Here is a 16,577-nt window from a genome sequence, read left to right as displayed (position 1 = left end):
CTCGCGTTAACGTTTTTACTTAAACAAATTTTTGCTAACGGAATAATTATGCTCAAAAAAATATCAATGTTTATCGGGATGGCAATCAGTGCAAATGCTGTTGCTAAAGGTGGCGTGTCACCTTATTTACCTTTAAATCAAGCCCCAGAACTTGAGCACCAAGTACAACGACTTTTAGCCGTAAGTAAAAACACACATATTATGAGCAAGCCTTATAAAGCGCACGATATTTATAGAGTGCTGCAAACGGTTAGGCATACTTACCCAGAACTATATCAAACACTTTCGTACCAACTTAGCCCTTATATTCAAAGCGATGCGGGTACATTTGCAAAAGTCACGCTTGCTGCTGGCACAAAAGATAAAACATTGCCAAACCAACGCGGCCAAACCACTAAAACCAACTTAATTGTTGAAGGTGGTGCTTATGCTAACTTCGGGCGTTACTTTGGTGTAAGTGTTGCTGGTATTGCCAACGAAGATGAAATATTACCTACACAAAGCTTTTTTTACCTTGGTAATAAATACGCGCAGTTAGATGTAGGTTACCGAGAGCATTGGTACTCACCTTTTAACGACAGTGCCATGCTATTAAGCACACAAGCTAAAACAACGCCTTCTATAACGCTTAGTAATGTAGAGCCAATAACCAGCTTTAATATTCGTTACGATATGTTTATTAGTAAAATGACAGAGCAACGTGGGATATTAAAAACAGGCCGTATTGATGGTGTTGACCGGAGATTTGAACCAGGCAAACCTTATCTATTTGGTTTGCATACCAGCTTTGCTGCTACCGATAATTTAACAATAGGCTTAAGCCGCTTAATGCAGTTTGGTGGTGGTCCGCGTAGTGTTACGCTAAAAGACTTTGCAGAAGGCTTTTTCAAACCCGGTACTAAAGATAATATAACCAGATCAGATGCAGAGGAAGTTGATGCTGACTTTGAGCTTGGCGATCAACTAGGTTCAATTACATTCGCCTATAATAATAGTATTTATGCGCTACCGTTCGAGTTTTATGGTGAGGTAGCACTTGAAGATACATTAGGTGGTGGTAGAAATAACGCTTATAGTTTTGGTGTTTATTTACCTTTTGTTGCTAACAATCACAGCTTACGTTTTGAGCACAGTAACTGGCAAACTAGTTGGTATGCAAATAGTATATATCAAGATGGCAACCGTAACTCAGGCAACGTAATTGGCCACTGGGCGGGTGATGAACACGACTACACCGACTACACTCCGGCTAAATCAATGAGCGTAAACTGGCATTGGCAATTAAGTAAAATAGAAAGCTTAAATACCACTATTCGTATGCTTGAAAATAAAAACGAAGGCTATAAAACAAGTTACGAACTGCAGACAGCATACACTCGTAAGTTGAGTAAACCAATAATGGGTGCTAAAAGTTGGGGAGCTGAGCTGTATCAAGGAAAGGATGTATACGGGGAAACATTTGCTAGGTTAGGTGTATTTGCTAATTTTTAATACCCTATAGGTGCGAATTTACTTCGCGCTTATTTAACTTAACTTTACCAAAGCGAGGTGTAAAACCTCACCTACAATATATGCCGCCCTGTAGGTGCGAATTTATTTCGCGCTAATGTAACTTAACGTTACCAAAAGCGAAGTATAAAACCTCACCTACAATACACACACCCTACCGATGCGAATTTAATGTGTGCTCATCCAATACAACTTCACCAAAAGCAAGGCATAAACCTCACCAACAACATACACACACCCTATCGATGCGAATTTATTTCGCGCTCACCTAACTTAACTTCACAAAAAGCGAGGTATAAAACCTCACCTACAATACACACACCCTATCGATGCGAATTCACTTCGCGCTCATCTAACCTAACGTTACCAAAAGCGAAGTATAAAACCTTACCTACAATATATGCACCTTGTAGGTGCGAATTTACTTCGCGCTCATGCAGCCTAACTTCACCAAAAGCGAGGTATAAAACCTCACCTACAATATATGGATCCTGTAGGTGCAAATTTACTTCGCGCTCATCCAATACAACTTCACCAAAAGCGAGGTATAAAACCTCACCTACGATATATGCACCTTGTAGGTGCGAATTTACTTCGCGCTCATCTAACCTAACGTTACCAAAAGCGAGGTGTAAAACCTCACCTACAATATATACACCCTGTAGGTGCGAATTTATTTCGCGCTTATGTAACTTAACTCTACAAAAAGCGAGATATAAAACCTCACCTACAATACACACACCCTATCGATGCGAATTTATTTCGCGCTAATGTGATTCATCACCGACAAAAAACATACTTCTACAATAACGCTTTTATTGAACTAGCTATATGCTCGGCTTGCTCTTGTGATGCTACAGAATCAGTTGACTCGACCATGACACGGATCAATGGCTCAGTGCCTGATTTACGTAGTAAAACACGACCTGTATCTGCCAATACTATTTCAGCTTCTGCTACTGCTTGTTTTACCGAATCAGTATTTAGAATTTCATTCGCATTATTTTTTGTTAAACGCACATTAAGAAGTACCTGAGGTAGTTTTTGCATACCGGCTGCGTAGTCTTTTAATGATTGCTTTTGCTGAATTAGCGCTGTTAATACCAGTAAAGAAGCAACAATACCATCACCTGTGGTTGCATAATCTAAGTGTAGAATATGGCCTGAGCCTTCACCACCAAGTTTCCAACCCGTATTTTTAAGCTGCTCAACAACATAGCGATCACCTACTTTAGCGCGCTTGAACGGTATATCCATTTCCTTAAGCGCTAGCTCTAACCCCAGGTTAGACATCAGTGTACCAACAACACCACCTTGAATTTTGCCTTGCAGCTTTGCGGCTTTAGCTAAAATATAAAGAATTTGGTCACCGTCAATCACAGCACCACTGTCATCAACAAGCATTAGCCTGTCAGCATCACCATCAAGCGCAATACCTAAGTCTGCTTTATGTTCAAGTACAGCTGCTTGAAGGCTATCAAGATGTGTAGCACCACATTGCTCATTTATGTTTAAACCGTTCGGTTTATCGTTAATGCTAATAACATCAGCACCCAGCTCTGCATAAACATTTGGTGCTATGTGATACGCAGCCCCATTCGCACTGTCGATAACAATTTTTAACCCTTCAAGTGTTAAATCTTTAGCAAATATGCCTTTGCAAAACTCAATATATCGTCCTGCAGCATCGTTAATGCGTCGTGCTTTTCCTAAGCGCTCTGAGCTTACACACTGCATAGCGTTATTATTTAATGCTTGCTCAAGTAAGGCTTCAATTTCAAGCTCTTGCTCATCGTTTAACTTCGTACCAGAATTATTAAAAAACTTAATGCCATTATCGTAATAAGGGTTGTGTGAGGCACTAATTACTACGCCGGCATCGGCTCTAAACGTTGATGCTAAATAAGCAACCGCAGGCGTAGGCATTGGGCCAACAAATGCCACATTAACACCCGCAGCCGAAAGGCCTGCTTCAATAGCTGACTCAAACATATAACCGCTATTACGTGTATCTTTACCTATTAAAATCTCTTTCGTACCGCTTGAGGCTAAGACTGTACCCGCGGCCCAGCCTAACTTCATTGCAAAATCAGGCGTAATTGGAAAAGTCCCTACTTTACCTCTTACTCCGTCGGTACCAAAATACTTACGTGGCATGATTATTCCTTTATGAATGTTACAAACGCGCCATACGCGTCATTAATCTTAGTTAACTCTATTATTCTAAAAATAAAGCTTTACTACAAAGCACAAAAAGCGCGAGTTAAACTCACGCTTTAAATTTAATTTATAAGGCTAAATACATACCTTTACATCAACAAAGTGCGAAAAAATTTCTTAATTTATATTCACAACCTTTTGTTTATCCGCGCTTGACTGTCCTATTTTAGCATTCCATACCAAATCGCATATGCCATCGGTTGGATTAAAGCCTGTTGGAGCGTCTAACAGCAGCTGACGTATTGTTTCGTGATCAAAGTTATGACACGCAATATCAAGCGCTTCTATAAACACATTAAGCTCGGCCAAAGGCAACATCACCTCATTAGCTGTCATTATTCGTTCATGTGTTGTTTCACCCACGTTATCGCCTATTAATAACTCTTCGTAGAGCTTTTCACCAGGGCGTAAGCCCGTACACAGTATTTCAATATCGCCATGTGGATTAGTATCGCTTTTAACTTCAAAACCAGAAAGACGAACCATTTTAGTTGCAAGATCTTTAATTTTAACTGGATCGCCCATATCGAGTACAAATACGTCGCCACCTTTGCCCATCGCCCCTGCTTGTACTACTAATTGCGCAGCTTCAGGGATCGTCATAAAAAACCGTGTTATATCAGGGTGTGTGAGCGTTATCGGGCCACCTTCTTTTATTTGCCTGCGAAATAATGGCACTACAGAGCCACTCGACCCCAATACATTACCAAAGCGCACCATACAAAAGCGTGTTGTATGTTTTACACCTTGCTCTTGCGCTAAACCTTGCAGCGATAGTTCCGCCATACGCTTAGTCGCCCCCATAACATTAGTCGGGCGTACCGCTTTATCTGTTGAGATAAGTACAAAATTTTCAACGCCAGCATTAACTGCTGCTTTAGCACAGTAGTAAGTACCAAACACATTATTACGCACACCTTCTACTACGTTATGCTCAACCAACGGCACATGCTTATAAGCTGCGGCATGATAAACAGTTTGCACACCAAATGCTGTCATTACGGTTTCGATTCGATTAATTCGCTGCACCGAGCCCATTATGGGCACCAGCTCTATATCTAGACTGTTATTGGTAATGAATTCACAAAGCTCCTTTTCTATTGAATATAAAGCAAATTCGCTTTGTTCAAATAGAACGAGTTTTGTTGGTTTTTGTTTAACTATTTGTCTACACAGTTCAGAACCGATAGAACCACCGGCTCCGGTGACCATAACCACTTTATTAGCAATGTTAGCAGTCATTAAGTCAGCATTCGGTTCAACAGGGTCACGCCCTAGTAAATCTTCTACACCTACTTCTGCTATTTCAGCAAGCTTCGCTTTGCCCTCTACTACATCAGCCATACCGGGCATTGAAAGCACATTAATAGCTAAAGGTTCTAATTGGGCGAGTATTTCTTTACGGCGGGCACGGGTTTCGCTTGGAAGTGCTAATAATACTTTGCTAGCTCTACGCTTATTAATTAACTCGTAAATACCTTTAAAACATACGACAGGTATACCCTGAATAATTGAACCGTGCTTTGTTACATCATCGTCAATGAACGCCCTAACAAAATACTCTGGCCCAGCCCCTAATGCAGTCGCTAATTGTCGACCGGCAGAGCCTGCACCATAGATAATCACAGACTCTTTTTTACTTGTCGTCATTCTGCCAATCATCGCGCGAACCAATACGCGAGAACCACCAACAGTTAATAAACACAACCAAGCAAATATAAATGGCATCGTGCGCGGTATATCTATACCTATAAAAAAGGCAATTAAAACCAAACTAACTGTAGTTATAACGGTCCCTAATACTATTGCCCATATGGCTTGAGAGTTCATGTACCGAAGTACTGCACGATACAGACCTAAACTTATAAATGTATATAAGCTAACCGGTATTAACACTGCCAATAAAAGCCAATTATCTAAACGCTGCAGCGACTCAAAGCTATCAAGCCTTACAATAAGCGCCAGCCAAAAAGCCAACATAATAAATAACGAATCAATACAAAGTGTAATAATACGTTTTTTGGCACGCGATGCGTTTAAAATAGAGCGAATGAAACTATCCAAGACACGTTCCTTTGTGATGTAAATACAGGGCCAACCCTGTATCGCATTTAAAATTAACAATATGGCAACTATAACAAATAACAGGCCAGTGTAATTAGCTTTAATGAAGTTTATTGTTGAGTAAATAGTAATGAATTACGATATTAGAGCCCGATAGGGGCTGTTGAGAATTTCAGATATCTCACTATTGGTGTAATAAATGATAGTAAAATGTGTCTCAGAAATGTCTCAGTCTGAGACACATTTTAAAATAAATTCTTTCGAATTAACTAGTTAAAAAAACAGAAAAAGTACTCCCAATATAATATACTATCGGGAACTGCACTTCGGTGCTAAAAAACTCTTTAATAAGTAAGAGCCCAGTATCTCTTTTTTATCCCAAATCCACACAGCATAAGCAGCTACTTATGCATAAATCCTAAACAGTGATCACAGCTTATAACTATCGTTCTTTACTCACAATTATAAGCTGAGAGTTTATCGCACCTTTAAGGTTTAGACGCCAACGCGAATACTTCTTTCATCACTTGTGTTGTTTCAGCTATTTCTGCTTCAGTCAATGTAGGGTGTACTAAAAACATTATTGACGTTTCGCCTAGCTCAACTGCATTTGGTAAACGCTTTTCTGGGCGCCACGCGGTATTATCAAATGCTTTTTCTAAATATACTTCTGAGCAGCTTCCCTGAAAACATGGTACACCACGCTTAACTACTTCATTCACTATACGATCGCGACCCCAGCCATCAGCTAACTGCTCAGGCTTAACAAACATATAATGTTTATACTCTGCGTGCTCGCTATGCTCTGGCACTGACACTAAGCGAATACTACTAAAGCCACTTGCGGCTTCGTCTAGCTGAGCACCGTATGCTTGGCGTTTAGCGGTCCAATCAGTCATACGCATTAATTGAATACGGCCAAGTACGGCTTGCATTTCGGTCATACGCCAATTGGTACCAAAGCTTTCGTGTAACCATCTAAATCCTGGCGGGTGTTCACGGTTATAAATAGCATCAAAGCTTTTACCGTGGTCTTTATAGCTCCACATTGCTGACCATAACTCTTTTGAGTTTGTGGTTACCATACCGCCTTCGCCGCCAGTGGTCATTATTTTATCTTGGCAAAAACTCCATGCACCAACATGCCCAATACTACCAACGGACTTACCTTTATATTTAGCACCATGTGCTTGGGCGCAGTCTTCTATCACATAAAAACCATGCTCTTTACTCAATGCCATTATCTCATCCATTTCAGCAGGCATCCCCGCTAAATGTACAACAATAACCGCTTTTGTTTTCGGTGTAAGTACCGCTTTAATACTTGCAGCCGTAATTGCTTGGCTATTTAAATCAACATCAGCAAACACCGGTGCAGCACCCGCAGTAACAATACTGGAGGCAGATGCTAAAAATGTACGAGGCGTAGTTATAACTTCATCGTCAGCGCCTACGTCTAAGACTTTAAGTGCTAAATCAAGTGCTAAAGTGCCATTACCAAGCGCTATGGCATATTCACTATCAGCCCAAGTAGCAAACTCTTTTTCAAATTCACGGCCTTCAGTGCCAGTCCAATAATTAACTTTATTCGATAAAATTACACGACTAACGGCATCGGCCTCTTGCTGAGTAAAACTAGGCCAAGGAGAAAATGGGGTATTTAACATGATGTTCCTATTAATTTATATAGAAATGAGGTCTTATTTGTTCGGTACTGCAGGAGAGCCAAATGCAGTAACGTTATCCGGTATATTTTTTATAACGGTACTACCCGCACCAATCATACAATTGTCACCAATTACTATTAATTGTTTAATTTGGCTACCAATACCAACCCAACTTTTACTACCAATAATAACCCCGCCCGCCAAAGCAGTATTAGGGCAAATATGGGTAAAGTCACCAATAGCACAGTCGTGCTCAATAATAGCTGAGGTGTTAACTATGCAGCCAATGCCTATATTGGCAAACGCATTAATAATAGCACCAGCAAAAATGACACTTCCCTGCCCTATTGTAGCGTATTGGCTTATAACAGCCGTGGGGTGAATTAATGTTATTAAATTAAAATTATTTTGTTGTAACAACTGTATTTTTTGCTGGCGAATATTGTTATTACCGATAGCAACAACAACGTCACTAGAGGTTGTGCTTGTATTGTTTAACGCTATCAAGTCGGCACAAGTACCATGTATAGGCCAATGTTCAATGTAGGTTTTACTTGGGTAGGCATCATCATAAAAGTTAACAATAAAACCAAGCTGTTCGGCAATATCGGCAATTACTTTACCATGCCCACTGGCGCCAACTATAGTCAGCTTATTACTCATTATTAGAACCTTTAAATGGCTCAATAGTCACGTGCCCGTCAGCGCTTATGCCTTCGCGTACAAATACTTTTTTTACGGTAAGTAATAAAATTTTTAAGTCGAGAAAAAAGCTTTGATTATCGACATACCACACATCAAATTTAAACTTTTGCTCCCAACTAATAGCGTTACGTCCGTTCACCTGTGCCCAACCAGTAATACCTGGGCGCACATTATGTCGGCGTGCTTGATCGCTGCTATAAAGAGGCAAATATTGCACAAGTAGTGGCCTTGGCCCAACTAAGCTCATATCGCCTTTTAATACATTAAATAAACCAGGTAGTTCATCCAAACTGGTAGAGCGTAAAAAAGCACCAAACTTAGTCATACGCTCATTATCAGGCAACAAGTTACCGTGTTTATCTTTGCCATCGAGCATGGTTCTAAACTTCATCATTTTAAATACTTTGCCGTTTAAGCCTGGGCGGTCTTGAGTAAATAAAATAGGCGAACCTAATTTAAAACGAATTAATACAGCAACTACAATTATTACTGGTAACAAAGTAAGTAATGCGCCCATAGCCACTATAAAATCAAAAAAGCGTTTCATTTTTTAACCCCAGTAACCCAAGTTATCCATTTATCGGCTAAGTTATGACGATTAAAATCACGCTTAGCCAAAGCTTGAGCTCTTTCACCCATTTCAGGTAATAATTCTTTATTATTTGCTGCATTTTCTAACGCGTCAGCAAATGCTATTGCGTTATCTGGTTCAATTACATAACCGCAATTATTATCTTTAATCATACCGGCTAACCAACCTGGGTAATTATTAAGGACAGGTAAGCCCGCTGAAATATAATCAAAAAACTTGTTTGGCGATGTCCCGTAATAAAAAGCAGGGATATTCGCTAATAACTGTAAGCCTATATCAGCTCCTTTCATTAGCTCGGCCAGTTTGCTTTTATTAACAGGAGGGTGAAATATAACGTTATCCAAACCCTCTAGCTTAGCCCTAGCCTGTAGGCTCTCTTTCAACTTGCCTTGGCCAACAAAAACTAATTTAATATCATTACGATCACGTTTTTTTAGTTCAGCTGCTGCATCTAATGCTGCGTCTAAGCCATTAGCCTGCCCATGGGTGCCAGTAAATACAGCCATTAAATCTTTATCCTCTACTCCTTCAGGCCGCCAAGGAGTAACATCATCAGCAAATATAGTTAAATCACATCCATTTGGGACAATTTCAATTTTACTTGCTTTCACACCGCGTTTTTTAATACCTTCAACAATACCAGGAGACAATCCTATACAGCGATGAGCAGATCGATACGAACACCACTCAAGCATAGACATTGCAGCTAATACTAAAGGGTTTTTTATTACGCCCATCTCTTTTGGTAATTCAGGCCACAAGTCCCGAACCTCAAATACGAAAGGTTTGCCTCGTAACCAGCGCGCAAATATGCCAGGTATTCCAGCAGTTAAAGGGGTTGTAGTTGCAAAAAGCACGTCATATTTATACGTTAGCGCAATACCGATACTCTTAACTGCAAACTTTAAAAATGTACAGGCACGTTTCATTAAGCCATCTGTATTAGAATAAGCTAAATCAAATTCAATTATATGAATTCCATCTACCACGCCTTCTCTGCGACCTTTTATAAAATTTGGGGTTAAGCCTGTTTCTCCCCCTCCATAGCTGCCGCAAACCATAGTCACTTGGTGTCCATGTTTTAATAATCGCTGCGCCATTTCATATGAACGAATACCTGTAGAGCCGCTAGGTGTAGAAAAGTGTTGGTGAAAATATAAAGCATTCATAATTAAAATTTTACTTCCGTAGTCAGTATTCCAGGCTCGGCAACTTCTATTTCGAGTACTGGTATTTCAGATTCTTGGTGGTAATAACGGGATTCAAAACCGGTCGTTAGTTCAATGCGCATTATACTAATATTTGCTGAAATATTAATTGTGCAAAACTCACTAACAAGGCTACTTCCAACTAACTTCCAACCAACTGGGATAAGCCTAAAACGCAGTACTGCCTTTTGCTTAAACCCACTTACAATATCTTCTATAATAAGCAAATTTGGCTTTAAGATAATTGCACGTGTATGTTTGCAATCAAATCTATCCTCATAGCCTGCACTAATCTGCTGCTCACTACCTGAAACTGCGAGCTCCTTTTTAAGAGTGGTTTTTAACCAATTACCTAATAAAAAGCGGCTCAAGCGTGGCATTTGATCGTGCGAATCAAATTCAATTGTATTGTGGCTTTTTACTCCACCATAATAATCAATGTATTTTTGCCCAGCATTGTAGCTAAATGTACCACCATCTCGAAATACATTTTGGCCATTCAACCAAAAATCAATGTGCAATGCGTCACACTGGCTGGGTCTAAACTTAAACATAGGATAGTTAAAGTAAAGTGCGGCATTAGTCGTATTTAAATAAGCATAGCCACCATGCGTAAAGTCTTTTGCAACTTTGCTTGCTACACATTGACTAGGTATTTTTAATTCTAGCCATTCAAGTGGAGCATTAAAATCACCGCTAAAATTATACGTTAGTTTATTAGCAAACAATGTGCTGGCAAGCTGAACACTCGGCCTAAAGTCTCTATAATCAGTATTTGTTAACGGAATTAAGCGCGCCCCATCGTTAGCACCAAGATTTGGAGTGTCTCCCGTTTTAGAGTCTGTAAAATAAAATAACCATTTGGTAGCAGCTTCTAATTTTACATATAAAAGCTTCGAAAAATGAGTCAAGTTGTGTTTTAGACGCCACGCTTCTGCCAAGCTATAAGTATCGAGCATCACTCTATGGTAATTTACTGAGTACTGACTAAAACTTCCGTCTGTTTCAATTAGTTTATTAGCTCTGTTTTCAAGCCACTTTAAACCTTGTTTTTGCCATTTAACACCGTCATTATCACCATTTAATACAAGCCACGAACCACCAATATAAAGTGCTGCTGCTTCAGAAGTCCCATGGTTGTTGTCTTGAGCAATTGCATACATGATAGTTGGTGAAATGCGTTTTAAATGTGCTTTAACTAAACTCAATAATGCAGGGGTCGTGTTTTTAGTTTGTTTAAGCAACAGCGAAGCCAAAGCCAAATGCATCACTCTTATTGACGCCTCTTGTCCACACTTCCAATTAACCCCATAATAAGTAGGGTTACTTTCAATCCAATCAACTAACCATGCGTTTATTTTTTTTAACGCGCTTTCATCACCAGTTTCTACTTGCTGAGCGAAACAGATAGCCCAATCAAAGCGCGATGCTTCCCAAACTCCTTTGATGTCACCTAATTGGTCATTAAAATCACCAATTAAGTACCAAGGCTTATCAGAAGGTGCTAATTCACTATTTAAACAGCTTTGATGCCAGTTAGGAATCGCTAAATCTTCTTTTTCAACTCCACAGTAAGCATGTTTACCGTTCCACTGAGCATTAAGCGGGGTATATGATATAGAACCTGTATACTGAGTAAATAAGTCACCCTGCTTAATTTCACTAGTGACCCTTTGCAATTTATTAAGGCCTATTTTTATACTAAGTTTATATATAAAAAGTCGAGCGAGGTTCGTTAAACCTAATTTAAATAATGTAGCAATTAACAAATTATTATTCCTTAATGTCTTTGAAAGATAGTAACGAGCCAATTAAAATTGGAGTTATCGACACAACAAATAATGAATAAGAAAAAAAAGATTCTAAAAAAAGAAATAACACAGCAAGGTAAACCACCTTGTCAGTATCAGCTCTGCCTTTAATCTTAGAAGTAAATAGTAGTTTTAAAAAAAAGTAATATACAAATAATGTATAAAATATTCCGTATTTAGATAATAAACCTACAGGAGTGAAGTGGGCATTTGTAACATCTTTCATCTCCCCAGAGCTAAGCATTAGTTCATATGTATAACCATTACCCATACCAAATAAAAAATCACTAATTTCCATTTCAGAAAAAATCGCAAATACTTCATCGAACCGACCTGCACTTAACTTATTAATTGACTCAAAGTCACCATTAAATAATAGTCCAATTGAATACACGAAGCGCCTAACCGATATATTATTTGGATCATTACTTATAAAAAAAGTTACGCCAGCAATAATAAAACAAGCTATCATTATAAAAACAAGCTTCATTTTATAATTGACAAACCTGTACGAAACACAAAATACAATTATTGCTGAAATTAATTGAGCCCTTTTCCCGTACGCTATTATAAGAAAAAAAGATAGTACAAATAGGATAGGGTTAGAGAATAAATAATATGAAGCACTTAGCTCTAGAGGTGGAAATATTGAAAGCCTTGTTGCACCAGATGATGAAAATAGAGAGTAAACAATAATCAACAAAAAGAAACTTAATAGCAGTGTTATTTTTGAATAAATTTTAATATATTCAGAGATATCTTTATTTAGCCAATATTTTGAAAAAAAAGAAACCTTGATAAAAAAAAGTATAGGCACTAATAGGTCTGTCAAATGACGCCGAGAAAATTCATTATTAACCAAACCAACTAATAGAGGCGGAATCAGCAAAAACAAACAAATGGCAACATCTTTATTCCAAAAGGATTTAGCATAAAACATTACCAAAATAAGGTCTAATACTAATGAAAAAAGTAAATACACTAAAATAAAGGAAATACCATCGGAAATTCTGAAAGCACTTAATAAGATTCCCATACAAGACATAAGAGGAACCATATATAAATAGAAATTAACATACTTATCTTTCATCAAGACTACCTTTTATGGTTTCAAGTGTATGATTAATATCAGACTCAAATCCACCATTTCTTCGAGCAGTATGAAAGTATCTAACAAAAGCAGGATAATCTGCTAGTATTTTATTGATGTCATCAATACAAGACAAATCACCATTATACTCATCTGGTATATATGACGCTGAGATACTTTTTGTTCTAATAGTATCTCTAATAAAAACTATAGGTAAATTTTCAGCCCAACAATCCATACCAATCGAAGATGAGCGAGTAATAGCAAGATCATAATAATCAAAATCTGTTACGTCGGATATTATTTCCACACCCATTAAAAAAGAATAAGATGAGCCATTTTGCCTTGGATGGCATTTTAATGATAGCGCGATATTTTCTTTGTCTAAAATCATCTTAAGTTTAGTCAATATATTTTTTTCACTTTCTAGCTCGTACGGCTGTGAAAAATAAATAATATTTTTAATAGTACCAGTCTTTGCACTTTTTTGTTTTGTGCTTATAAATTTGGGATTATCTATTAACAAAAGTTTATTTTTAAATCTAATATTTATATTAGTAAAGCCGTTATATGAAATAGAGTCGGTAAAAATAAAAAAATCCCCTGCAATAAAGGAGGTTGCATACTTTGGTGAGATTAGCGTAGTTTGTACCTGAGTTATATTCCCCTCCCCTACAGCTTTACCAGCATAGTGAGAGTGTGGCGTAAACATATCAAAGCTAATAACTTTCTTATTTCTAAAGGCAATCAATGTTTGATAATAATTATAAAAATCAACTCCTCTCACAGTAAGATCCTTCAATGCATATTCCATCGGAATTCTCAACTTCGAGTGAACGAGCAGCAACTCTTTTACTTTCCTCTTTCTAAATACATTTTTCCAACCTCCAATATAAGCCCTTATTAGCTGATGAAAATTCAAATTTTTAGATGCATCAAAAAAAACAGTACCTTTACTCTTCAAATAACTGCTATTTTTATTGACACTAAATACTTGCTCATATGATATTAAATAAAAACTTTCAGGCATTGAATCATATAATTTAAGAGCGAAATCACTTTGAATAGAGTTTCTCACTAACAAACCGATTTTACCTGAGGTATTAATTTTAGGCTTAGCATAAAAAAAGCTGCATAACCACCTTGTAAAAGCAACTAAAAAAGTCATATTAAGGTAGATTACATTCCTAAGATAAAAATGAAATAACACTTTATAGTTCATTCTTTTTTTATAAATGAACTTAATACTTGGGTATTTTTCTTTGAAGTAAGATAGAAGTAAATGCGGTATAAAATAATTACTAATATATAGCCATTTATTATTAACCTCACCCTCTGCTTCATACGTAAAAATAGTAGTAGTACTATACATATCTCCGAAGTCAACTTGATCAGGATGATTTTTTTTTATTCCTTCTTCTATCCCAACCTGCCATTGAAGTAATACTTCAATTACATTTCTAAAAAAATGCGCCTGCGCCGCTTTTAAAGTAAATCTATCGTTAATTGATAAATCATCTATCAAAGCAGCTAACCCTTCTTCATAATCAAATATATTTATCTCTTCTATTTTTTTAGAATGAATATTTATAGAGTTAATGCGGTCATAGTCAGAAACAACAAAATTTGTGGATTTCCGATATTTACCAGTAAAATCCAAATATAAAACTTCACTACCTCTAATAGTCATAATCAGTAATTTCCTAAAAGATACAAATATAATAGATGTGTTTGAAACCAGTTAATTCTGGACAGTAAATTAAGTTTTTACTCTGCCACAACTAGAGCTGCCATATGATTGTAACGGCACTAACTGTGCCAACTATAATTATTCATCAAGTAATTGCTAATATCATTTTCAGCTTTTTGTAGTTGCGATACCTGATAAGGAGGCCTACTTCTTTATACCTTAGCGCAATAACATTTATTGGTAACTTTTAGCACTTACCTTTGTCGAAATAAAACATCCGCCCCCGATGGCTTACGATGTTGCGCGTAATATCCATTTCATCATAGCAAGAGGTAATATTTCCTATTTTTATATTAAGATGTAAGTTAATTAATAGACTTTATTATTTTTATATTCACTAAAAACGATTCCAAAAATAAAGATAAAAATAGCTAACGAGCACGCTATCGGTAGCAATAATAAACCATTTTGATCAGGAGAAATAAATAAAAAGTTTATTAGCACTATACTAAAAGTAAGAGCTACAGTTATACACACCCCTATCATATCTTTAGACCTCGATATATAGTAAGTCAATAATGATGAGTATATTACTAAAGCCATTTTCAAAAAAATAATTTTAGGAACAATACTCCAAACGCCAGGGTAACTTTCAAACAAGACTCCTTCAAATAGTTCAAAAGTCATTTTTGCTGGGTAATACATAATAAATGGGACTAAACTTATACCCAATAAAATCCTTAAATAGTTATTTCTAAACACTTTATCTTCATTTATTTTTTTTAAAAAAACAGGGTAAAAATAAAATAAAAATGTTGTAACACCTAAATAAAATGCCATACCGATTGTATCAGCGAGCTGATAGACGCCTAATAAGACAGAATCTAATTGCCAGCTTTGTATAATAAGCCTATCGATGGACATTAAGATAGTAAAGGCGATACCGCTTAATGCCATCGATAAGGCCGCACGTCCATAAAAATAAAAAACTTTAAGTTTTATCCTACGCAAAAGAGATTTAAAACTATTCGAGAAAAACTTAAAATCAGCCAGAACATAAACCAACAACATACAAGACTTAGCAAAGACTAATGCACTCAGATAACTATAAACATCCTGAACATAATAAAATGTTAGTACTAATAACCCTACAGAGGAAAGAAAATTAGCGATATTTATTGGAAGAAAGCGGACATCAACTCGCAGTTTCGAAGCAATAAAACTTGAAGTAAAAGTTGCAGCGCATATATAAAAAACTAAACCAACATGCTTAAGCTCCAGGAAAATAAATCCCGCTATAAGTGTTATTAAAAAACCTATACTCAATAATTTACTTGATGAATCAATTAACAACTCTTTAGAAGTCAGAGTATACTTTCTTGGCAAGTACTTGAGTATGAGTTGTGGTGCTCCAAAAGTACTATAATTTGAGTATGTAATAAAAATTAATATAGGCATTAACAATCCTAGCTGAGTAGGGCCGACCTTCTCAGCTAGGATCAAGTTAACCAAAGCTAAGCTGCCAATCTCTAAATATTTAAATAAAGAATATATTACAGCTTTCAAGTTAATCCTTTTTTATTAAAGTATTCTTTATAGCCGTTCCTGCTTTTATGCTTTCTGCAGCAACACTACCAAGTACCTCATGTAAGTACTTGGGAGCTAAACCATAACCAGGTCTAATACTTTTTACATTTTCATGTGTAAATAACTCGCCTTCAGCAACATCTTTTACCACATAGAGTGAGCGTCTGAATATAGCATTTCCTTTCTCACTCTCTTTTCGCTCGTAATTTACTTTACCAACCGCTTCCCATGCTATTTTAGAGTCTCTACATAACTGTAATAACTCTGGCTTTTCTAGTGAGAAACTATCATCCGGCCCACCACCATTTCTATTAAGCGTTACATGCTTTTCTATTAAGCATGCGCCTAACGCCACTGATGTAATAGCCGTCGTATTATCAATAGTATGGTCTGATAGACCCGTTAATACATCAAAACGTGTGGCCATATCTGCA

The 16,577-nt window shown here is 37.1% G+C and carries 13 protein-coding genes; 1 reads left to right on the top strand and 12 read right to left on the bottom strand.

Annotated features, from left to right (window positions below):
• Nucleotides 1-48 precede the first annotated feature (48 nt).
• Nucleotides 49-1,491, top strand: coding sequence for a capsule assembly Wzi family protein (locus QL995_RS02695; RefSeq protein ID WP_290292507.1), 1,443 nt, complete (start codon nucleotides 49-51; stop codon nucleotides 1,489-1,491).
• 341 nt (nucleotides 1,492-1,832) lie between these two features.
• On the opposite strand, the gene QL995_RS02690 is transcribed toward QL995_RS02695, so the two are convergent.
• The 12 genes from QL995_RS02690 to QL995_RS02635 all read right to left on the bottom strand — a co-directional run.
• Nucleotides 1,833-2,249, bottom strand: a complete 417-nt coding sequence (locus QL995_RS02690; RefSeq protein ID WP_290292505.1) for a hypothetical protein — start codon at nucleotides 2,247-2,249, stop codon at nucleotides 1,833-1,835.
• Between the two features lie 61 nt (nucleotides 2,250-2,310).
• Complete coding sequence (gene glmM, locus QL995_RS02685) at nucleotides 2,311-3,666, bottom strand: phosphoglucosamine mutase (protein WP_290292503.1); 1,356 nt, start codon at nucleotides 3,664-3,666, stop codon at nucleotides 2,311-2,313.
• A 180-nt stretch (nucleotides 3,667-3,846) separates the two neighbouring features.
• Nucleotides 3,847-5,793: a nucleoside-diphosphate sugar epimerase/dehydratase gene (locus QL995_RS02680; protein ID WP_290292500.1), complete on the bottom strand. Its 1,947-nt coding sequence runs from the start codon at nucleotides 5,791-5,793 to the stop codon at nucleotides 3,847-3,849.
• Between the two features lie 488 nt (nucleotides 5,794-6,281).
• Complete coding sequence (locus QL995_RS02675) at nucleotides 6,282-7,460, bottom strand: DegT/DnrJ/EryC1/StrS aminotransferase family protein (protein WP_290292497.1); 1,179 nt, start codon at nucleotides 7,458-7,460, stop codon at nucleotides 6,282-6,284.
• Nucleotides 7,461-7,493: 33 nt separating this feature from the next.
• Nucleotides 7,494-8,123: an acetyltransferase gene (locus QL995_RS02670; RefSeq protein WP_290292496.1), complete on the bottom strand. Its 630-nt coding sequence runs from the start codon at nucleotides 8,121-8,123 to the stop codon at nucleotides 7,494-7,496.
• Nucleotides 8,116-8,712, bottom strand: a complete 597-nt coding sequence (locus tag QL995_RS02665; RefSeq protein WP_290292494.1) for a sugar transferase — start codon at nucleotides 8,710-8,712, stop codon at nucleotides 8,116-8,118. The genes QL995_RS02670 and QL995_RS02665 overlap by 8 nt, the downstream gene beginning before the upstream one ends.
• The gene (locus tag QL995_RS02660; RefSeq protein WP_290292491.1) at nucleotides 8,709-9,926 is read right to left on the bottom strand and encodes a glycosyltransferase family 4 protein; all 1,218 of its coding nucleotides are present in this window, start codon (nucleotides 9,924-9,926) and stop codon (nucleotides 8,709-8,711) included. The genes QL995_RS02665 and QL995_RS02660 overlap by 4 nt, the downstream gene beginning before the upstream one ends.
• A gap of 2 nt (nucleotides 9,927-9,928) precedes the next feature.
• Nucleotides 9,929-11,644: an alginate lyase family protein gene (locus tag QL995_RS02655; RefSeq protein WP_290292489.1), complete on the bottom strand. Its 1,716-nt coding sequence runs from the start codon at nucleotides 11,642-11,644 to the stop codon at nucleotides 9,929-9,931.
• 94 nt (nucleotides 11,645-11,738) lie between these two features.
• A complete protein-coding gene (locus tag QL995_RS02650; RefSeq protein WP_290292487.1) occupies nucleotides 11,739-12,866 on the bottom strand; it encodes a hypothetical protein in 1,128 nt (375 codons plus the stop codon).
• Nucleotides 12,856-14,556: a hypothetical protein gene (locus QL995_RS02645; protein WP_290292485.1), complete on the bottom strand. Its 1,701-nt coding sequence runs from the start codon at nucleotides 14,554-14,556 to the stop codon at nucleotides 12,856-12,858. The genes QL995_RS02650 and QL995_RS02645 overlap by 11 nt, the downstream gene beginning before the upstream one ends.
• 369 nt (nucleotides 14,557-14,925) lie before the next feature.
• Nucleotides 14,926-16,122, bottom strand: coding sequence for a hypothetical protein (locus tag QL995_RS02640; protein ID WP_101162800.1), 1,197 nt, complete (start codon nucleotides 16,120-16,122; stop codon nucleotides 14,926-14,928).
• A gap of 1 nt (nucleotide 16,123) precedes the next feature.
• Nucleotides 16,124-16,577: N-acetylneuraminate synthase family protein (locus QL995_RS02635; protein ID WP_290292477.1), on the bottom strand; the 454-nt coding region annotated here is incomplete at its 5' end.

Origin of the sequence: Pseudoalteromonas sp. APC 3358 (assembly GCF_030408075.1) — a bacterium.
GTDB classification, from domain to species: Bacteria; Pseudomonadota; Gammaproteobacteria; order Enterobacterales; family Alteromonadaceae; genus Pseudoalteromonas; species Pseudoalteromonas arctica.
Note: the sequence above shows the minus strand (reverse complement) of the source record. Positions and strands in the feature narration are given on the sequence as shown.